General features: G+C 65.7%; 10 protein-coding genes, 1 pseudogene and 1 riboswitch. Of the genes and pseudogenes, 4 read left to right on the top strand and 7 right to left on the bottom strand.

Annotated features, from left to right (window positions below):
* Positions 1-101 precede the first annotated feature (101 nt).
* Both hisC and KALB_RS35620 read left to right on the top strand, forming a co-directional pair.
* Positions 102-1,211: a histidinol-phosphate transaminase gene (gene hisC / locus KALB_RS35615; protein ID WP_025360452.1), complete on the top strand. Its 1,110-nt coding sequence runs from the start codon at positions 102-104 to the stop codon at positions 1,209-1,211.
* A gap of 18 nt (positions 1,212-1,229) precedes the next feature.
* The gene (locus KALB_RS35620; RefSeq protein ID WP_158510872.1) at positions 1,230-2,309 is read left to right on the top strand and encodes a glycoside hydrolase family 76 protein; all 1,080 of its coding nucleotides are present in this window, start codon (positions 1,230-1,232) and stop codon (positions 2,307-2,309) included.
* An 80-nt stretch (positions 2,310-2,389) separates the two neighbouring features.
* On the opposite strand, the gene KALB_RS35625 is transcribed toward KALB_RS35620, so the two are convergent.
* From KALB_RS35625 to KALB_RS50345, 3 genes and pseudogenes are all read right to left on the bottom strand, one after another.
* Positions 2,390-3,214: a DUF222 domain-containing protein gene (locus tag KALB_RS35625; RefSeq protein ID WP_081789690.1), complete on the bottom strand. Its 825-nt coding sequence runs from the start codon at positions 3,212-3,214 to the stop codon at positions 2,390-2,392.
* A 252-nt stretch (positions 3,215-3,466) separates the two neighbouring features.
* Positions 3,467-3,934, bottom strand: a pseudogene (locus KALB_RS50340) (transposase); the annotation flags it as partial.
* Positions 3,913-4,266, bottom strand: coding sequence for a helix-turn-helix domain-containing protein (locus KALB_RS50345; protein ID WP_420811814.1), 354 nt, complete (start codon positions 4,264-4,266; stop codon positions 3,913-3,915). The pseudogene KALB_RS50340 and the gene KALB_RS50345, both read right to left, overlap by 22 nt.
* A 234-nt stretch (positions 4,267-4,500) precedes the next feature.
* On the opposite strand from KALB_RS50345, the gene KALB_RS35635 reads away from it, so the two are divergent.
* Positions 4,501-5,592 (top strand): IS630 family transposase, encoded by a 1,092-nt coding sequence (locus KALB_RS35635; RefSeq protein WP_025353938.1) that lies wholly within the window; start codon positions 4,501-4,503, stop codon positions 5,590-5,592.
* Here KALB_RS35635 and KALB_RS35640 read toward each other — a convergent pair.
* The 4 genes from KALB_RS35640 to KALB_RS35655 all read right to left on the bottom strand — a co-directional run bounded on the left by KALB_RS35640 (position 5,589) and on the right by KALB_RS35655 (position 12,332).
* Positions 5,589-5,876 (bottom strand): hypothetical protein, encoded by a 288-nt coding sequence (locus KALB_RS35640; protein ID WP_025360455.1) that lies wholly within the window; start codon positions 5,874-5,876, stop codon positions 5,589-5,591. The two genes, KALB_RS35635 and KALB_RS35640, sit on opposite strands and share 4 nt — an antisense overlap.
* Before the next feature lie 183 nt (positions 5,877-6,059).
* On the bottom strand, positions 6,060-9,725 hold the full coding sequence (cobN, locus tag KALB_RS35645; protein WP_025360456.1) for a cobaltochelatase subunit CobN: 3,666 nt from the start codon (positions 9,723-9,725) through the stop codon (positions 6,060-6,062).
* 57 nt (positions 9,726-9,782) lie between these two features.
* Positions 9,783-9,854, bottom strand: a riboswitch (cobalamin riboswitch).
* Between the two features lie 32 nt (positions 9,855-9,886).
* Positions 9,887-11,392: an amino acid permease gene (locus KALB_RS35650; RefSeq protein ID WP_025360457.1), complete on the bottom strand. Its 1,506-nt coding sequence runs from the start codon at positions 11,390-11,392 to the stop codon at positions 9,887-9,889.
* Between the two features lie 127 nt (positions 11,393-11,519).
* Positions 11,520-12,332, bottom strand: coding sequence for an SAM-dependent methyltransferase (locus tag KALB_RS35655; protein WP_025360458.1), 813 nt, complete (start codon positions 12,330-12,332; stop codon positions 11,520-11,522).
* Between the two features lie 188 nt (positions 12,333-12,520).
* On the opposite strand from KALB_RS35655, the gene lon reads away from it, so the two are divergent.
* A complete protein-coding gene (gene lon / locus KALB_RS35660; RefSeq protein WP_025360459.1) occupies positions 12,521-14,884 on the top strand; it encodes an endopeptidase La in 2,364 nt (787 codons plus the stop codon).
* The last annotated feature ends 21 nt before the right edge of the window (positions 14,885-14,905 follow it).

Raw genomic sequence — 14,905 nt, forward strand, 5'->3', positions numbered from 1 at the left:
GGGCCTGCCCCTGGTCGGAGGTTCATTTGTCCCGCTTTCGGCCAGCTTCACCGGACAGGCTCGTAGAGTGACCGCGTTCGGGACTTCTTGAGGAGGATGCGATGACCGCGGCCGGGAACCAGCCCGTTGAGGCGAGCACTGACGCTGGACCGAGGCTCCGATCCGCGTTGGCGGACCTCCCCGCGTACAAACCCGGCAAGCCCGCCGTTGGCGCGGACGGAGCACCTGCGTTCAAGCTGTCCTCCAACGAGAACCCCAACCCCCCGCTGCCCAGCGTGCTGGCAGCCCTGTCGAACGCGGCAAGCGGATTCAACCGGTACCCCGACATGGCGTGCACTCAGCTCATCGCTGCCATCGGCGAACGCTTCGGTGTGCCCGCCGAACACATCGCCACTGGTACCGGCGGTGTCGGCGTCATCCAGCAGGTGGTTCAGGCCACCTGCGACGACGGGGACGAGGTCGTCTACGCCTGGCGGTCATTCGAGGCGTACCCGATCATCGTCAAGGCCGTTGGCGCCAGGTCGGTCCAGGTTCCGCTGACCGCCGACGAGCACCACGACTTGGACGCCATGGCCGCAGCCATCACCGAGCGGACCAAGCTGGTGATCCTGTGCAACCCGAACAACCCGACCGGCACCCAGATCCAGCGCGCCGAGTTGGAACGATTCCTGGACCAGGTACCCTCCCGAGTCCTCGTACTGATCGATGAGGCGTACCGAGAATTCGTACGTGACGCCGAAGTGCCCGATGGGCTGGACATCTATCGCCACCGATCGAATGTAGCGATCTTGCGTACCTTCTCCAAGGCATACGGACTGGCCGGACTGCGAGTCGGCTTCGCCGTGGCTCCTGCGCCCGTGGCTGCCGCCCTACGCAAGACCGCTGTTCCGTTCGGTGTCAGCCAGATCGCTCAGGACGCTGCCATTGCCTCCCTGCGTGCCGAGCACGAATTGCTCGAACGAGTCGAGGCGCTGACCAAGGAGCGCGGCAGGGTCCTGGACGCGCTCCGCGACCAGGGCTGGAATGTGCCTGCCTCAGAGGGCAACTTCGTGTGGCTGCGGCTCGGCGACCGTACGGACGAGTTCGCCGCCGCTGCGCAGCAGGCTGGGGTGATGGTTCGACCGTTCCCTGGCGAAGGCGCCCGAATCTCGATCGGTGAAACCGAGGGCAACGACAGCTTCCTCAAGGTGGCCGCCAGCTTCCGATCTTGATCTGGGAGTATCGACCACGTGGTCTCGCGCCTGGCACTGATCTTCTGCTGTGTGGTTGCTGTCGTCGCATCGACGACAGCAACCACTGGCGCAGCACCTGACCGCGGGCCGCTCCGCAGCTGGATCTCGGCTGGAGCTGCCGCACTCGATGCGTGGTACGTCCCCAAAACAGGCGTCTACGAGACGACAAACTGGTGGAACGCCGCGAACGAACTACAAGCCCAGTTGGTGTCCTCGAAACTGCTTGGGGACACACGGGGCATGGAGCACGCAGCCACAACCTACGACGCAAAGATCGACACCTCCTTCCAGAACGACTTCTACGACGATGAGGGATGGTGGGCACTCACCTGGGTTCAGGCGTATGACATCACCCACGAACACCGCTATCTAGTGCTCGCTGAATCGCTGTTCACCGACATCGCCAGCGGATGGGACCGCACCTGCGGTGGCGGAATCTGGTGGTCGAAGTCCCGCGATTACAAGAACGCGATCCCGAACGAGCTGTTCATCTCGCTCGCGGCCAAACTGGCCTTGCGCACGCAGGGCGCAGCTTCGGCCAACTACCGCACCTGGGCGGAACTCGACTGGAACTGGTTCCACTCCAGCGGGATGATCAACGACCGCAACCTCGTGAACGACGGCTTGAGCTCGAACTGCCGCAACAACGCCGGCACGATCTGGAGCTACAACCAGGGCGTGATCGTCGACGGCCTCACAGACCTGTACAAGCTTACCGGACAACACGACTACATCGATTCCGCAACCAGAATCGCCAAGTCTGCCATGTCGTCCCTCACCGACAAGAGCGGCATCTTGCACGAGCCGTGCGAACCGATGTGCAATGTCGATCAGACTCAGTTCAAGGGAATCTTCGTCCGCAGTCTGGTCAGCCTGAACCAGATCGCCCCCTCATCAGATTATCTCCAGTTCGCCACGCGCAACGCCAACGCGATCTGGTACGCGAACAGCAACTTGCACCACCAGTTCGGCCTGCGTTGGAACGGCTCTGTCGACACGGTCGACGCGAGTCGCCAAGGCTCTGCTCTTGATTGTTTAAACAGCGCAATGCGGCTCGGCTCGAAGTTGGACGGATAGATCGTTCACCGTCTCCTCACGTGCTGAGTGAGCAGGTAACGTCCATCGACGACCTTGACCTCCTCCCGCAACAAGAGCCATCACACACAGGCAGCTGGCTGGGGCCGACGGCTGTACTCGGCGCCGGCAGCCTGCCCTCTTCGGCCTCCCTCTTCTTGCGGCACTGCCGCCACTTCATCTGCGGCAAGCCTCAATCTCGGTCCGCCGGGAGCTCGAATCGGGCCTTGGTCACCGTGCAGCCAATGGCCGAGCACCGACATGACAGCGTCCAACTCCGTGGCGCCAGAGACTGCGGTGATCTGTTTGATCAGCACGCCCTCCTCCAGCGACAGGTAGCCCCTCACGTCGTAGCCCGCGTTGTCTCGCAAAATCAACTTCAACTCACGAGTACGTCGGCGCCGGTCAGCACAATCAACAGTCGCCCCCGGCGCGGACTCGTAGACCCTCGCCCGGATCAGGCGCTGAAGTCGCTCCGGCCCGCGTTGCGCGGCAACCTCACCGATCCAGTGTGCTTCGCGATCAGCAACTTCCTCGACGCCGAGTTGATCAACAGCACGCACTACAGCCCTGGCATGAGACCAGGTGACCTCACCCCGCTTCAGCGCTTCCCTGGTCACTGGGAGGGACTGCTTCAGCACCTGCGCGTCGCGGGACAGCGCCGCCGCCTCCCGTCCCGAGTAGTGGCACTTCTTCTTGAGAAACTCGGCCGGTTCACGACTCCCAGAGGCATCGCCCGCCTGTCTGTCCGCCATGACCGCAACATGTTCGGCAACGAGCGCTTGCAGCCTGGTCGACTGCCGAGCGCAGACCTGAATCATTTCCTCCAGGTCCGCATCAGACCGGGACGCTGCTGCTTGCATCGCGAGCACGTCGACTGCACTCACAAGATCTTTCAGTTTTTTCATGACTCATCACTCCTCCGGTCCATAGTCACAAAAGAGCAGGCAAACTTCAACAAGGTGTCACAAATTCCGCCATGATCAAGGAAACTGCCTGGCCAGCGAGGTTTGAGCCGGTTCCAGTCGATCACCTCGCACACACCCGAAGATCAACCACACAAGGCGACTACCCCGAAAGAGTTAAGTACGTGTCACTCGAATTGATTATCCGGGGAAGTAGACCGTCACGACACGGTCCTAGAAGTGAAACTCCCTCAGCTAGTGTCGTGAGTCATTAATTCGGCCGCAGTATGCGGTGAGGGTGTCGAGAATCTGGTCTGTGGTCGTGGTCCACACGAACGGCCTGGGGTCCGTATTCCATTCGTTGATCCAGCGTCGGACGCCGGCTTCGAGCACGGTGGCGACGCAGTGGGCAGAGCGGCGCAGCGTGCGGGCAGTCAACTCGGCGAACCAGCGCTCGACCAGGTTGAGCCAGGAACTGCTGGTCGGGGTGGAGTGCGGGTGGAACCGTGGATGGCGGATGCGCCACCGCGTGACCGTGGGCGTCTTGTGCGTGGCGTGGTTGTCCAGCAGCAGGCGCAGGTCCAGATCTCTCGGGACCGCGGCGTCGATCACCGACCCGCTGGAGATGTCGACGGCGGCGAACAGGCTGGTGGTGCCGTGCCGGGCGTAGTCGTGGGTCATCCGCGCCAGCGTGGTCGGCATCAGCGGCAGGATCGGCGCGGTCGGCATCGATCGCCCGCATCTGGATGGACCCCTTGCCCACGAACTGGGGATCGGTTAACAGCTTCCAGGTCTTGACCGCGTGCGGCGTGAGCCCGAACGCCCGCCAGATCCGCGATACCGCCGACTGCGACAGGCCCGCCGACTGCGCCATCACCCGGGGCGGCCAGTGCGTGTCCTGCCCCTGAAGTCTCCTCCAAGGTTTTGGTGATCAGCCGCAGCCGCCCCGGGCGAGGCTCGTCCGACAGGCCCTCCAGCCGGCCGGTCAGGAACCGGGGCAGCCACTTGCAGACCATCTCCCGCGACACGCCCAGATCTGCGGCGGCCTGTCCCATCGTGCCCCCTCGACGCAGCGCAACACGATCCGCGCCCGCATCACCTACGCCTGCACCGTGTGCGGCGGCGACTCCAGGCCGCCAGCACCCGGCGTTCCTCAGCGGCCAGGACCACCGGTTCCAGCTTCAGGCTCGGCATACCGCGCCCTGCGCCTACCGGCGAACTAACGACTAACGACTCAGCACACTAGTGTCGTGCGCCGGAAATCCGCCACATAAGTCTAGTCTGGGTTGATGGCGCGGATTGGACGTCCTCCTGCTGAGGTGACGTTGACCGAGCAGGAGCGGGTAACGCTGGAACGGTGGGCGCGGCGGGCGAAGTCGTCGCAGGTGCTGGCACAGCGGTGCAGGATTGTGCTGGCGTGCGCGGACGGCCTGCCAGGCAAGCAGATCGCCGAGGATCTTCGGGTTCACCCGTCGACGGTGACCAAGTGGCGCAGGCGATTTCTCCAGCATCGGCTGGAGGGCCTGGTCGATGAGGAACGGCCGGGCCGTCCGCCGTCGATCACGGTGGACCAGGTCGAAGAGGTGATCGTGGCGACTCTGGAGGAGACCCCGCGCAACGCCACACACTGGTCTCGGGCGTCGATGGCGGAGAAGTCCGGGCTGAGCAAGTCGACCATCGGCCGGATCTGGCGCGATTTCGGGCTCAAACCCCACCGTGCCGAGACCTTCAAGCTCTCGACCGATCCATTGTTCGTGGAGAAGGTCGTCGATGTCGTTGGCCTGTACCACAATCCGCCCGAGCGGGCGGTGGTGCTGTGCGTGGACGAGAAGAGTCAGATCCAGGCACTGGACCGCTCCCAGCCGGTGCTGCCGATGATGCCGGGTATGCCTGAGCGGCGCACACATGACTACGCCCGCAATGGCATCACCAGCCTGTTCGCCGCGTTCGACGTCGCCGATGGCACGGTGATCGCCGAGTTGCATCGTCAGCACCGGGCCGCCGAGTTCAAGAAGTTCCTCATCACGATCGACAAGACGGTCCCGGCGGAGCTGGCCGTCCACCTGGTCTGTGACAACTACGGCACTCACAAGACCCCGGCGATCAAGGCCTGGCTGGCCAAGCACCCCAGGTTCCGCATGCACTTCACCCCGACCGGATCATCGTGGATCAACCAGGTCGAACGCTGGTTCGGCTTTCTCAGCGACCAGAAGATCACCCGAGGTACCCACCGCAGCGTCCAAGCGCTGGAGAAGGACATCCGCGTCTGGATCGCTGACTGGAACACCCATCCACGGCCGTTCATCTGGACCAAGACCGCCGAAGAGATCCTCGAGTCACTCGCCCGATTTTGTAGGCGGATTTCCGGCGCAGGACACTAGTCCCGAGGAAGGGGCGCCACCGGCGGTGCGACCGCCTCACCCGGCGGGCTCTCGGCGCACCGCTGAGTCGGCAGCGGCGAGGGCTCCGCCCTGTTGACCACCACAATGCCCTCGGACGGGTCGACGACCACGGTCAGCATCGGGTAGAGCGATCGAGCGGCTGTGCGCAACTTGCGGAGACGACGAGCGACGAGCCAGCCGATGAACCTCGGCGAGGTGAGCCACCAGGCAAGCGACAGGGCAGCGACCGCAACGGTGGTCAGCACCACCATCTCGATCCGCATGGCCTGTCTCCCCCCTTGACGACCGCCTGTTCTGGCGGGCACCACGCAGGTGGATCCCTTCCACGACGACCACAAGTACGGCGCCGAGCCGGTTCGGGTTCACCCTGCGGATGAACCCGAACCCACTACCTGTCATTAAAGGACGATCAGCGCCGGAACGCCCGCTAGTTCACCGTACTGGGGTCAATCCTCCAACTGGCCTTCCAGTTCGAGGTAGACAGCTCGCAGTTGGTCAAGGGTGTTCGCGTCAGGTTCACCCCAAAGGCCCCGATCGGCGGCCTCGAGCAGGCGTTCGGTCACTCCGCGCAATGCCCATGGGTTCGACTTGCGCATGAAGTCCTGGACTTCCTTGTCGAACACGTAGGACTCGGCCAGCTGGGCGTACATCCAGTCGTCGACCACGCCTGCCGTGGCATCGAAGCCGAACAGGTAGTCCACAGTGGCTGCCAGTTCGAAGGCACCCTTGTAGCCGTGCCTGCGCATCGCGGAAATCCACTTCGGATTGACCACCCTGGCTCTGAAGACGCGGCGGGTCTCCTCGCTGAGCGTCCTGGTCCGCACCGCGTGCGGCACGGCCGAGTCACCGACGTAGGCGGCTGGGTTGTCCCCCGTCAGCGCCCGGACCATGGCAACCATGCCACCGTGGTACTGGAAGTAGTCGTCCGAATCCGCGATGTCGTGTTCGCGAGTGTCGACGTTCTTCGCCGCGACCTGGATCCTGCGGTACGCCGATTCCATGTCAGCGCGGGCTTCGACCCCGTTCAGGTCCCGACCGTAGGCGTAACCGCCCCAAGTGGCGTAGACCTCGGCAAGGTCGGCGTCGTCGCGCCAATTCCGCGAGTCGATCAGGGGCAGTAGACCTGCCCCGTACGCGCCCGGACGCGACCCGAAGATCCGGGTGGTGGCACGACGAGAGTCGCCGTGCTCAGCGAGATCCCGGCGATAGTGAGCTGCGACGTAGTTGTCCTCATCCGACTCGTCGAGATGCGCGACGGCCTCGATTGCGTCGTCCAGGACGGCCACCACGTGCGGGAAGGCATCGCGGAAGAAGCCCGAGATGCGCACGACCACGTCGATACGCGGCCGACCGAGTTCTCCGACCGGTACGACCTCGAAGCCGGTCACCCTACGGGAGGCGGCATCCCAGATCGGCCGGCAGCCGAGCAGCCACAGCAACTCGGCGATGTCATCCCCCTGAGTCCGCATCGCGGAGGTGCCCCACACGGTGAGCCCCACGCTGCGAGGCCACTCCCCAGTGTCAGCAAAGTGCTTTGCCAGCAGCGAATCCGCCAATGCCGCACCAACGTCGAAGGCGTTGCGCGACGGGATCGCCTTCGGGTCGACGGAGTAGAAGTTCCTGCCCGTCGGCAGAACCGACACCAGGCCGCGAGTTGGGGCGCCCGAAGGACCCGGTTCGATGAACCGACCGTCCAGGGCACGCAGGACATTGCGAACCTCGTCGGTGGTCCTCGCCAGCCTGGGCACGAGTTCGTCACAGGCGAAGGCGAGGACATCGACGACGCCCGTGACCTCCGCGCCGAGAACCTCGGCGACGACCGCCTGTACCTGCGACCGATCCCAGTCTCGTGCGTGTACAGCACTAACCAGCGTGCGCGCGAGCTGTTCGAGCAGATCGATGACATCGGCGCCAGTGCTGGAAGGGCCTTCGACGAGCTCTGTCAGTCGACCAGAGTCATCGACCCGCAGGCCTGGGTCAGCGAGCAACACGTCCTCGTCAAGGCCGAAGTGGCCGGCCAACGCCGCACGCAGTCCGGCAACTGCACCGACCGTTCCGCCGAAGACCTGGCGGGCACGCAGGATGGCGAGCACGTCGTTGACGAGTTCCTCGCCCTGCGGCGCTCGGCCGAGCAGGTGCAGCCCATCCCGGATCTGTACGTCCTTGATCTCGCACAGATAGCCGTCGATGTGCATGACGAAGTCGTCGAACGCGTCTTCGTCGGGCTGGTCCTCAGTGTGCAGGTCGTGGTGGAGCTTCGCGCTGGTGACCAGTTCCCAGATCTGCCCCCGGACCGTGCTCAGTTTGGACGGGTCCAGCGCCTGCACGGTGGCGTACTCGTCGAGCAACTGTTCAAGCTTGGCCATGTCGCCGTAGGTGTCGGCGCGAGCCATGGGTGGGATCATGTGGTCCACCACTGTGGCGTGTGCCCTGCGCTTGGCCTGCGTGCCCTCACCGGGATCGTTCACGATGAACGGGTAGACCAGAGGAAGGTTGCCGAGCACGGCATCCGGAGCGCACTCCGCGGAAAGCCCAAGCCCCTTGCCTGGGAGCCACTCAAGCGTCCCGTGCTTGCCGAGGTGGACCACAGCGTGCGCACCGAACTCGTGCTCGAGCCAGCGGTAAGCCGCGAGGTACTGGTGCGAAGGCGGCAGATCAGGATCGTGGTAGATCGCGACCGGGTTCTCGCCGAAGCCACGGGGCGGCTGGATCATCAGGATCACGTTGCCGAATCGCAGCGAAGCTGCGTAGATCTCGTCGTCGGTCACGTACAGCTGCCCGGGTGCCTCGCCCCAGTGCTCGGCAACAGACTCGCGGATCGACTCCGGAAGTGCACCGAACCACGCCGCATAGGTGCTGGCCGGGACGCGGATCGCCGCCGTGGCCATCTGTTCCTCGGTCAGCCAGTCGACATCATGTCCACCAGCTGCGATCAACTGGTGGATCAGCGTGTCGCCGTCCAGTTCGGACACATCGAGTCCGCCCAGGTCGTAGCCGTGTTCGGCCATCTGCCGCAACAGGATCACCGCAGACGCCGGGGTGTCGAGGCCGACCGCGTTACCAACGCGCGAGTGCTTGGTCGGGTAGGAGGACAGCACGATCGACACGCGCTTGTCCGCATTGGGCACGTGCCGCAGCCTGGCCATGGCCGCCGCGGAACCTGCCACGCGGGCAGCACGCTCCGGGTCGGCGACATAGACCGGAATGCCGTCGGGACCATTCTCTTTGAACGAGAAGGGAACTCCGATCAGCCTGCCGTCGAACTCCGGGATCGCCACCTGCATCGCAGCGTCCATCGGCGACAGTGCCGCATCCGACGACGCCCACGCCGCACGCGAGGAGGTCAAGCACAGCCCCTGAAGCACGGGAACGTCCAGCGAGGCCAGCGCGCCCGCATCCCAGGCATCCTCGTCCCCGCCTGCGGCCGCGTCCGCCGCTACCGCCCCGCCTGCGGCGAGAACCGTTGCCACGATCGCATCGCACCGTCCCAGCACTGCCAGCAGGCCAGCGGACTCGGTGTCACTCAGCCCACGAAGCGAACCGCAGAACACCGGCAGGGCGTTCGCACCCGCTGCCTCGATGGCATCGGCCAAGGTGTCAATGAACGCGGTGTTCCCCGCGAGCGCGTGCGCTCGGTAGAACACGACAGCGACGGTCGGCCGACCGGCTTCGGTCTTCCGTTCGCCGTGCACGCCGTACACCGGCATCGCGGTCGGTGCTTCGAACCCTTCACCGGTCAGCAGAACGGTGTCAGACAGGAACCCCGCCAGCTCACGAAGGTTGGAAGGGCCGCCCTCCACGAGGTACGCAAGCGCTTGCGTCGCGACTCCGGCCGGCACAGTGGACAGGGCCATCAGCTCAGCATCGGGTGTCGCCTCGCCGCCGAGGCAGACCACGGGCAGGTTCGAGGCGAGCAGGACGCCCACCCCCTCCTCCCAGGCTCGGAGACCACCGAGCAGCCGCACGACCACGAGATCAGCGCCTTCGAGCAGCGGCGGCAACTCGTCCAGTTCCAGCCGAGCTGGATTGGCCACCTGGTAGTTGGCTCCGGACGCCTTGGCGGCAAGCAGATCAGTGTCGGCGGTGGACAGCAGCAGGACGCGCGAAGTCATCAGCCGTACCCTCCTCGGGGTCCCGCGCCCCGGGTAGAGACGTCACGGCCGGTGGTCGAGTCTCTGGCTGCCGACCCGCGTGGGTCGATCACAGTGGCGCGACCGCCCCGGACTCGCACCGGGTTCCTCGCGTCCACCGCCGTCTGGTCGGCTCATCGTAGTCAGGCCAGGGAGTCGAGTTCGCGCTCGATTGCGGCCAACTCCTCCGGACTGCCCTGCACCTTCGGCCCGGTGAACCACTTGCGCGCGGACACCAACCACCAGATTCCCGCGAACCCGAGCACCACCAGCACGGCGATCGGCGTGTAGTTGAAGCTCTGCACAGTGATCGGACTCACGGTCGGGAGCATGAACAGGATCGAGATGAACACCACCCACGCCACAGCGACGCTGCCGACCAGGACGCTGAAGCGCCCGAGGTGCCATGGACCGCGTTCGAATCGCTTGCCCTGCCGAAGCCGCAGGAAGGTCGGCACAACGTATGCGATGTACAATCCGATGACCGCGATCGAGGTGACCGCGCCGTAGGCCGTGTTGTTCCACAGGTACGGCAGCCCAAGCACGAACGCACCACCGGCCGCCAGCCAGACGGCGTTGGTCGGCGTCTTGGTCCTGGGATTGATCCGATGCCAGATCCGTGCCCCCGGCAGCGCGCCGTCACGCGAGAACGCGTAGATCATGCGGGAGTTCGCGGTCACCGAGGACATGCCACAGAACAGCTGCGCACCAATGGCCACGAGCAGGAGCAGCTTCCCGCCGGTCAGACCGATGGCATCGATGAAGATCTGCGCAGGCGGCACTCCGGTGGCCGTCCCCACCTCACCGGAGTAGTCCTGGATCGCGAAGGTGATTCCGATCAGCAGCACCCAACCGGCCACCAGCGAGACCAGGATGGCCATCACGATCCCCTTCGGGCCGGACCTGGCGGCGTCGTGCGTCTCCTCGGTCATGTGCGCGGAGGCGTCATAGCCGGTGAACGTGTACTGGGCCATCAGGAGCCCGAGCAGTCCCACGTAGAGGGACGAGGACCAGCCGGTGTTGTTCACGAAGTGCCCGAAAACGAACCCTGCCGACTGGTGGTGCTCGGGGAGCAGCGCCAGGGCACCGACGATGACGAGCACGCCGAGGATGTGCCACCAGACGCTGACCGAGTTCAGCAGGGCGACCAACTTGACGCCGATCGTGTTGAGCAGGCCGTGCAGGAGCAGCACGCATCCGAAGATCAAGATGGTGTGCGGAGGCGATGCGGCAAAGCCGAACTGCAGGTCGAGCAGGGCGTTGATGAACGAGGCCGCACCGAAGTCGACCGACGCGGTGACAGCCACCTGGCCGAGGAAGTTGAACCAACCCGTGAACCACGACCAGGCAGCTGGGCGGCTCGGCGCAAGCTTGGCGGCCCAGTAGTACAGGCCGCCAGCGGTCGGGTAGCTGGAGCAGACCTCGGCCATCGCGAGTCCGACGAACAACGTCATCGCCCCAACGAGCGGCCAGCCAAGCGTGATCAGCATCGGGCCGCCGGTGTTCATGCCGTTGCCGTACAGCGTGAGGCAGCCGGAGAGCACCGAGATGATCGTAAACGACAGGGCGAAGTTCGAGAACGCCGACATCGAGCGCTGCAGTTCCTGGGTGTACCCGAGCTCGTGCAGCCGCTTCTCGTCGTCGGACATGCCGGACATCGGCGCCTCCAAATGGATCAGAACCAGTCCATTGGCGCACCATTGAGTCATCCACAGGCGCTCACGTCAAGACTTGTTCAAGATCGCCAAGGCGAAGCCCCACCCCCGTGAGGAGCGGTCACGGTCGTCGAGCGACGCCGCCGTAGGCGAGGTGGATCGTCCCCTCGTTGCGCTCCACCCACTCGGAATGCCACTGCCTCACCGGCACGATTCCAGGCTCGACCAGGTCAAACCCCGCGAAGAGCTTGGCGATCTCCTCGACCGTCCGCGGGTGGACCGGCGTGAGCGTTTGACGGTAGAGCTCGCCAAGCGCGCGCAGCTGCGCTGCGTCGTGGTCAGCGACGAAGTCGGCAGTAGCGTGGGACAGCGCCAGGTAACTGCCCTGCGCCAACGCACGGCGGTAGCGGTCGACAAGCGCAACCGGGTCGTCCTCGTCGGGCAGGAAGTGCAGCACCCCGACCATGATCAACCCAATCGGACGTTCCAGGTCGAGCATGCGCTCAACCTCTGGACTGCCCAGGATCGTGTCGACTTGCCGCACGTCAGCACGGATGGCACAAGCCAGCGGGTTGTCTCCCAGGATCGTGCGACTGTGCGCCACCGCGACCGGGTCGTTGTCCACGTACACGACCCGTGCGCCGGGGTTGATCCGGTGCACGATCTCGTGGACGTTGCCGACGGTCGGAATGCCGGAGCCCAGGTCGAGGAATTGGTCGACGCCCGCGTCCGCGAGGTGCGTCACCGCACGGCGTAGGAACGACCGGCTGGCCCGCATCGCGGCAGCGACCTCCGGCATCCCACTCAGCGCATCCTTGGCCGCCCGTCGGTCCACCGCGAAGTTGTGTGCCCCACCCAGGAAGTAGTCGAAGATCCGCGCCGCGTTGGGCCGGTCCAGGTCGACATCAGCAGGTACCCACCTGGGGCGGTGCATGCGATCGCCCCCTCAGCCCTCACCAAAGAATTCACCCGATCGTGTTAATCCTCCTGGTCGGCAGCCGTGGTGTCCACACCGAGAAGGTCACGAAGGCGTGCTCGCTGTGGGCGAACAGGGCACGGGAACACAAGCCCGCTCCAGATGGTTGAGCCGTAGTGACTCAACCTTTGTGAAGGGTGGAAGACGTGAGCGAAACACTGGCGCTTCCGGTGCTCCCGCTGGACGACGTCGTCGTGCTGCCCGGCATGGTCGTGCCGGTCAAGCTCGCGGACGCCGAGGTCCGCGCGGCGGTCGAGGCCGCTCAGGCATCGGAGACCGGAGCGAACCAGCCACGGGTGCTCCTGGTTCCCCGGCTGGAGGGCAAGTACGGCGCGGTGGGCACCCTCGGGGTGATCACCCAGATCGGCAGGCTTCCCGGTGGTGAACGCGCTGCGGTCGTGCGTGGAACCGCCCGGGTGCGCATCGGTACCGGTACCACCGGACCTGGTGCGGCGCTGTGGGTGCAGGCAGAGGTCCAGGACGAGCCCGCGCTCGACGAGCGGACCCGCGAGCTGGCCAAGGAGTACCGCTCCCTGGTGACGACGATCCTGCAACAGCGCGGAGCGTGGCAGGTCGTCGATTCGGTGCAGGGAGTGACCGAACCGTCGGCGCTGGCCGACCTGGCCGGTTACGCCTCGTACCTCAGCGACGAGCAGAAGCTCTGGCTGCTGGAGACGGTCGACGTAGCCGCCCGGCTGGAGAAGCTGCTGACCTGGGGCCGCGAGCACCTGGCCGAGTTGGACGTGGCCGAGACGATCCGCAAGGACGTCCAGGAAGGCATGGAGAAGCAGCAGCGGGAGTTCCTGCTGCGCCAGCAGTTGTCGGCGATCCGCAAGGAGCTCGCGGAGCTGGACGGCAAGCCGGCCTCCGAGGAGCAGGACTACCGGGCTCGGGTCGAGGCAGCGGACCTGCCGGAGCACGTCAGGACTGCCGCGCTGACCGAGGTGGACAAGCTGGAGCGCACGTCCGAGCAGTCACCCGAGGTGAGCTGGATCAGGACGTGGCTCGACACGGTGCTGGAGATCCCGTGGAACGTCCGCACCGAGGACTCCTACGACATCGCTGGGGCACGTGCGGTGCTCGACGCCGACCACGCGGGGCTGGTTGACGTCAAGGACCGGATCATCGAGTACTTGGCGGTGCGCCGTCGCCGGGCCGACAAGGGCCTGGGCGTGGTCGGCGGGCGTCGCAGCGGTGCGGTGCTCGCGCTGGTCGGCCCGCCTGGTGTGGGCAAGACATCGCTGGGCGAGTCGGTCGCCAGGGCGATGGGCAGGGACTTCGTCCGGGTCGCTCTCGGCGGCGTGCGGGACGAGGCCGAGATCCGCGGCCACCGGCGCACCTACGTGGGCGCGCTGCCGGGCCGGATCGTGCGGGCGATCAAGGAAGCCGGCTCGATGAACCCGGTGGTCCTGCTCGACGAGGTGGACAAGGTCGGCTCGGACTACCGGGGAGACCCGACCGCCGCCCTGCTGGAGGTGCTCGACCCGGCGCAGAACCACACGTTCCGCGACCACTACCTGGAGGTCGAGCTCGACCTGTCGGACGTGTTGTTCCTGGCGACGGCCAACGTGCTGGAGTCGATCCCCGGACCGCTGCTGGACCGCATGGAACTGGTGCGGCTGGACGGCTACACCGAGGACGAGAAGGTCACCATCGCTCGTGATCACCTGTTGCCGCGCCAGCTGGAGCGGGCAGGACTGTCCAGTGACGAGGTCTTGGTCAACGAGGAAGCACTGCGCAGGATCGCCGGCGAGTACACCCGTGAGGCCGGGGTGCGCGATCTGGAGCGTTCGATCGCCCGGGTGCTGCGCAAGGTCACCGCGAAGGTGGCACTGGATGACACGGCGCTGCCCGTGTCGATCTCCGAAGCTGATCTGACCAACTACCTTGGCAGGCCCAGGCACACGCCTGAGTCGGCGGAGCGGACGAGCGTGCCAGGAGTGGCCACCGGGTTGGCGGTCACCGGTGCGGGTGGCGACGTGCTGTTCGTGGAGGCTTCGCTGGCCGACCCCGAGACGGGTGCGAACGGGGTGGCGTTGACAGGTCAGCTCGGTGACGTGATGAAGGAATCCGCGCACATCGCGCTGTCCTACCTGCGCTCGCACGGTGCCGAACTCGAACTGCCGGTCGGCGACCTCAAGGAGCGTGGCGTCCACGTCCACGTGCCTGCGGGCGCCGTGCCCAAGGACGGGCCCAGCGCTGGCGTCACGATGACGACCGCGTTGGCCTCCCTGCTGTCGGGCCGCCCGGTGCGGTCGGATGTCGCGATGACCGGTGAGGTGTCGCTGACCGGGCGCGTGCTGCCGATCGGTGGGGTCAAGCAGAAGCTGCTCGCCGCGCACCGCGCGGGCATCACGACGGTCCTGCTGCCCAAGCGGAACGAGCCCGATCTCGACGACGTGCCCGAGTCAGTGCGCGAGCAGCTCACCGTTCACCTGGTGAGTGACGTCCGCGAGGCCCTCGACCTGGCGCTGGAGCCCGCGGTGGCCAACGCCTCGGTCGCCGCCTGACCAACCGTGGTGGAGTGCCCG

This window comes from Kutzneria viridogrisea DSM 43870, from assembly GCF_000525635.1.
Lineage (GTDB): Bacteria > Actinomycetota > Actinomycetes > Mycobacteriales > Pseudonocardiaceae > Kutzneria > Kutzneria viridogrisea.

What these genes read in the sequence shown, in the direction of transcription:
- KALB_RS35640 (WP_025360455.1), bottom strand. Translation starts at nt 5,876, where the DNA reads ATGCGGATCGAGATGGTGGTGCTGACCACCGTTGCGGTCGCTGCCCTG.
- KALB_RS35625 (WP_081789690.1), bottom strand. Translation starts at nt 3,214, where the DNA reads ATGAAAAAACTGAAAGATCTTGTGAGTGCAGTCGACGTGCTCGCGATG.
- KALB_RS35655 (WP_025360458.1), bottom strand. Translation starts at nt 12,332, where the DNA reads ATGCACCGCCCCAGGTGGGTACCTGCTGATGTCGACCTGGACCGGCCC.
- KALB_RS35650 (WP_025360457.1), bottom strand. Translation starts at nt 11,392, where the DNA reads ATGTCCGACGACGAGAAGCGGCTGCACGAGCTCGGGTACACCCAGGAA.
- hisC (WP_025360452.1), top strand. Translation starts at nt 102, where the DNA reads ATGACCGCGGCCGGGAACCAGCCCGTTGAGGCGAGCACTGACGCTGGA.
- cobN (WP_025360456.1), bottom strand. Translation starts at nt 9,725, where the DNA reads ATGACTTCGCGCGTCCTGCTGCTGTCCACCGCCGACACTGATCTGCTT.
- KALB_RS35635 (WP_025353938.1), top strand. Translation starts at nt 4,501, where the DNA reads ATGGCGCGGATTGGACGTCCTCCTGCTGAGGTGACGTTGACCGAGCAG.
- KALB_RS50345 (WP_420811814.1), bottom strand. Translation starts at nt 4,266, where the DNA reads ATGGGACAGGCCGCCGCAGATCTGGGCGTGTCGCGGGAGATGGTCTGC.